This window comes from Halochromatium sp., assembly GCF_054919635.1.
Genome location: NZ_JBUDPI010000320.1, coordinates 1 through 4,271, shown reverse-complemented (window position 1 = coordinate 4,271; position 4,271 = coordinate 1). Strand labels below are relative to the sequence as shown.

Here is a 4,271-nt window from a genome sequence, read left to right as displayed (position 1 = left end):
AGCCCAGTCGTGGCGCGGGATTTCGGCTATTCTGCAGGGGTAATGTCGGTCAAGCGTCGTCAACGCGCTGACGACTTGGCTGGTTTGGCCGATTTGGCCGGCTTGGCGATCCGGGGCTCGCTCAGCAGCCCCATGACGATGGCGTAGCAGCCCGCCAGGAGCAGCAGGGTGAAGGGCAAGCCGGCGGATACCGCCACCGCCTGTAGGGCGGCCAGACCACCCCCCAGCAGGAGCGCGATAGCGACGGCACCCTCGATAACGCCCCAGAACACGCGTTGGGGCTTGGGGGCATCGATCTTGCCGCCTGCGGCGATGGTATCGATCACGAGGGACCCGGAATCCGAGGAGGTGATGAAGAACACGAGCACGAGCACGATACCGATGAACGAGGTGATTTCCGTCAGCGGCAGCTCGCCCAACATCATGAACAGCTGCAGTGGCAGTTCCGCCGACACCGCACCGTCGAAGCCCTGTTGCACCTGCTCGATGGCGGTGGTGCCGAAGGCGGTAAACCAGAAGATGGAGACCGTGGTGGGGATGAGCAGCACAGAGATCAGGAACTCCCGCACTGAGCGCCCCCGACTCACTCGGGCGATGAACATGCCCACGAAGGGCGACCAGCTGATCCACCAGCCCCAGTAGAAGGTGGTCCAGCCCTGGCTGTAGTTGACGTCCTCCCGCCCGAAGGGATTGGACAGGAAGGGCAGCTCACCCAGGTAGTTGGCGATATTGCTGAAGAAACTGGTCAAGATGAGGAGTGTCGGCCCCACGAACACCACGAACATCAGCAGCAGGAACGCCAGGAGCATATTGACCTCGGACAGGCGTTTCACCCCCTTGTCCACGCCCGCCACGATGGACACAATCGCCACCGCCGTGATGCCGGTGATCAGTAGCACCAGGGTGACATCCCCGTCACCGACCCCGAACAGATAGTGCAGCCCCGACGCCGCCTGCTCGGCGCCGAAGCCGAGGGAGGTGGCCAGTCCGAACAGGGTCGCGAAGACCGCCAGGATGTCGACGACATGTCCCGGCCAGCCCCAGACGCGCTCACCCAGGATCGGGTAGAAGATGGACCGCACCGTCATCGGCAGGCCCTTGTTGTAGGAGAAGATGGCCAAGGCCAAGGCCACGATGGCGTACATAGCCCAGGGATGTAGGCTCCAGTGGAGTAAGGTCGCGGCCATGCCCAGGCGAGCCGCTGCCGCCTCATCGCCGGCAGCTCCGCCGAGGGGGGCCCAGTCCGTGCGCACCCCGTCCTCGCCGACGGTCGTGCCTCCCAGGGCCGTGCCATAGTGGGTCAAGGGCTCGGCGACGCCATAGAACATCAAGCCGATCCCCATCCCCGCCGCGAACAGCATGGCGAACCAGGAGACCCGCGAGAAATCCGGTGTCGCCTCGGCGCCGCCAATGCGGATGCGACCCAGGGGCGAGAGGATCAGACCGAGGCACAGCAGCACGAAGACGTTGGCGGACAGCAGATAGAACCAGGTGGCATTAGTATTGATCCAGCTCTTCGCCCCGTCGAAGGTCGCGGTGGCCTGCTCGGGCAGGGCCAGGGTCAACACCACAAAGCCGAGGATCATCAGGGACGACACGGCGAAGACGGCCCCGTGGATGTCGATATTCACCCCGAGCGGACGGGCTTGATAGTTGTCCTGACCAATCTGGTAGTCGGTATCGATCAGATTGGCCGCTCCTTCCGGGGCCGGTACGCCGACCGAATCGGGTATTGCCTCCGGGGCGATTGCGGGTTTTTCTTCCACGAGAGTCTCCCTTGGCTGCCTGATGCGAATCAGGTGTCTTGTCAGGTATCTTGTGCAGTGGCGTCGAGGTGCGCTTATTCGGGCGCGGAATCCTGACGCACGAGGAACACGGACGCCTTGGTATGCTTGGCGATCTTGGCCCCATTGGAGGGCATGATGGCGTCGAGGTGGGTCGGCAGATGGGTCGCCATGACCACCAGGTCCGCATCGACGTCATCGATGGCCTGGACGAGGATATCGTCCAGGTCGGCCGACGGATCATGGCTCTTGTAGACGCGCGCCGTGGGCTCATGATCGCCCTCGGGGGCATGCTCATGGGCGAACGCCCGGAGCTTGAGCTCATACTCTTCCGGCGTGCGGGCCACCGCGCTGGGCTGGGAGGTGGTCACGCCAACGTAGCACAGGGCCGTCCCATAGTGGCGCGAGAGATCGGCCGCGACGGTCAGGGCCTTCTCCAGCGCACCCAAGTGTGCAAGATCCACCGGCACCATAATCTTATTGAACATGAGTGCGTGCCTCCTAGGGTTACACGAGCGCATGCCGCTGCGGGTCATCCTGTACCCGCGCCACCGGCTCGCCGGGTAGGTGATCTATTAGCCTAACAGGAAGGGACTTCATAAGACCAACGCAGGAGACGGCGCGTCGCCAGAAGAGGGTCACAAGAGGGGCTGGCATCGGTTCATCGCGATCCCAGTCTCCTAGGTGCGATGCATGATGTGCGATACACCTCAACTCAGCCGCCCGAGAGCCTTGCAGGTCGCGGCTCTTGGCCTCATCGTTTCATCAAGTTATATAATCAAGTTCGGTCGAACGCAGGATGTCCGTCCGGCACGATTCCTCCCCGCCATCTCTAGGAGCAAGTCTTGTGGACGCCGCGCTTACCGCCCGCTCACCCGAGCCCGCCGACCGCCTCAACCATTCAACCGGAAAGGCCAACGATCCCGGCAAGGCGACCGGAATTGCCGATGTCCAGTCTAGCCGAGACCATCGTCAGATCGCGATCAACAAGGTTGGCATCAAGGATATCCGCCACCCGGTGCGGATCAAGGATCGCAGCGGTGCCGAGCAGCACACGGTTGCCACCTTCAACATGTACGTCTTCTTGCCCCACCACTTCAAGGGCACGCACATGTCGCGCTTCGTCGCCATTCTCAATGGCCATGAGCGCGAAATCGGCGTCGGCACCTTCAAGGAGATGCTCACCGAGATGGCCGAGCGGCTGGAATCCGAGGCCGGTCACATCGAGATGCGCTTTCCATTCTTCGTCAACAAGCGCGCGCCGGTGACGGGCGTCGAAAGCCTGCTCGACTATGACGTGACCCTGATCGGCGAGGTTCGCAATGGCGCGCCTGAGCTGTCGATCAAGGTCGTGGTCCCCGTCACGAGTCTCTGTCCCTGCTCGAAAGAGATCTCAAGCTACGGCGCGCACAACCAGCGCTCGCATGTGACCGTGGAAGCCAAGACCTGCGGCTTCCTGTGGATCGAGGAGGTGATCGACCTCGTCGAGGCCGAAGCGAGCGCTCAGCTCTATGGTCTGCTCAAGCGTCCCGATGAGAAGTATGTCACCGAGCATGCCTACGACAATCCCAAGTTCGTCGAGGATACGGTGCGCGATGTCGCCCGCCGGCTGAATGCCGAAGACCGCATCGCGGCCTATGTGGTCGAGGCCGAGAACTTCGAGTCCATCCACAACCATTCCGCCTATGCCATGGTCGCGCACGACAAGGAAGCCTCTTCAGGCTGGCGTCCTAGCGCCCGGTCGCCTCTTCCAGCGCCGATGGATAGACGACCTTGATCGCAAACGGTTCGGCAGGGTCTCGGGTGACGCTGACCCAAACGCCACCGAGGAATGGCGAGCCTGGCACCTCCAAACGCCACAAGCGCCCCGCTCCTTTGAGCGCCGAGCGGGTTCGCAAGAGCGGTTGATTGAACTGAAAGCGGTGGGTATCGCCGTGAATCACCAACACCGGTCCTGAGTAGCTGGCCAACAGCTGCTCAAGATCCGTCAACAGCGGCGCGAACCCTGGCGCTGGCGATGAGCGCTCGAACATCGGGTTGGCGTGGAAGAGCAGCACCATCGCGCGCGCCTGGGTCTCACGTGCGATCTCGGTGGCCTGCTGCAGCAACCTGCGATTCGCATCCGAGCGTTGTTGCCACTCGGCCATCGCCGCGGGGTCTTCCTGACGACGGTTGTTCTCGCTGCCAACCACGTGCAGGAGCACGATCATCACGCCATCTTGTAGGCTGTAGGCATTTTCCGGATAGGCTGCCTCCGGCACCACGAGATCGAGCGCCGCATTGTGAAGCACCTCAGGACGAGCAAAGAAGCGGGCTCGTACGGCCTGCAGGCGCTCTAACGGATCGAGCGCGCCTGCCGAACGGCGATGACAGTCGGTCCATTCGTTATCGCCTGGGGTATAGAGGATCGGCACAGGCTGGGCTTGGAATACTCGCGCCATGCGCTGATTGCGCGCCTCGCTACAGGGCTCACCGCCCCCTAGATCG

General features: G+C 62.7%; 4 protein-coding genes. 1 reads left to right on the top strand and 3 read right to left on the bottom strand.

The annotated features are described in order from the left end of the window. Positions 1-59 precede the first annotated feature (59 nt). Positions 60-1,766: a BCCT family transporter gene (locus ACY693_RS15775; protein WP_462322766.1), complete on the bottom strand. Its 1,707-nt coding sequence runs from the start codon at positions 1,764-1,766 to the stop codon at positions 60-62. Between the two features lie 74 nt (positions 1,767-1,840). Continuing rightward, positions 1,841-2,272 (bottom strand): universal stress protein, encoded by a 432-nt coding sequence (locus ACY693_RS15770; protein WP_462322765.1) that lies wholly within the window; start codon positions 2,270-2,272, stop codon positions 1,841-1,843. 452 nt (positions 2,273-2,724) lie between these two features. On the opposite strand from ACY693_RS15770, the gene folE2 reads away from it, so the two are divergent. Next, positions 2,725-3,561, top strand: a complete 837-nt coding sequence (folE2, locus tag ACY693_RS15765; RefSeq protein ID WP_462322767.1) for a GTP cyclohydrolase FolE2 — start codon at positions 2,725-2,727, stop codon at positions 3,559-3,561. Here folE2 and ACY693_RS15760 read toward each other — a convergent pair. Continuing rightward, positions 3,515-4,271, bottom strand: a 757-nt coding sequence (locus ACY693_RS15760) for a hypothetical protein (protein ID WP_462322764.1), incomplete at its 5' end; no start/stop codon positions are given. The genes folE2 and ACY693_RS15760 overlap by 47 nt on opposite strands.

What these genes read in the sequence shown, in the direction of transcription:
- ACY693_RS15770 (WP_462322765.1), bottom strand. Translation starts at nt 2,272, where the DNA reads ATGTTCAATAAGATTATGGTGCCGGTGGATCTTGCACACTTGGGTGCG.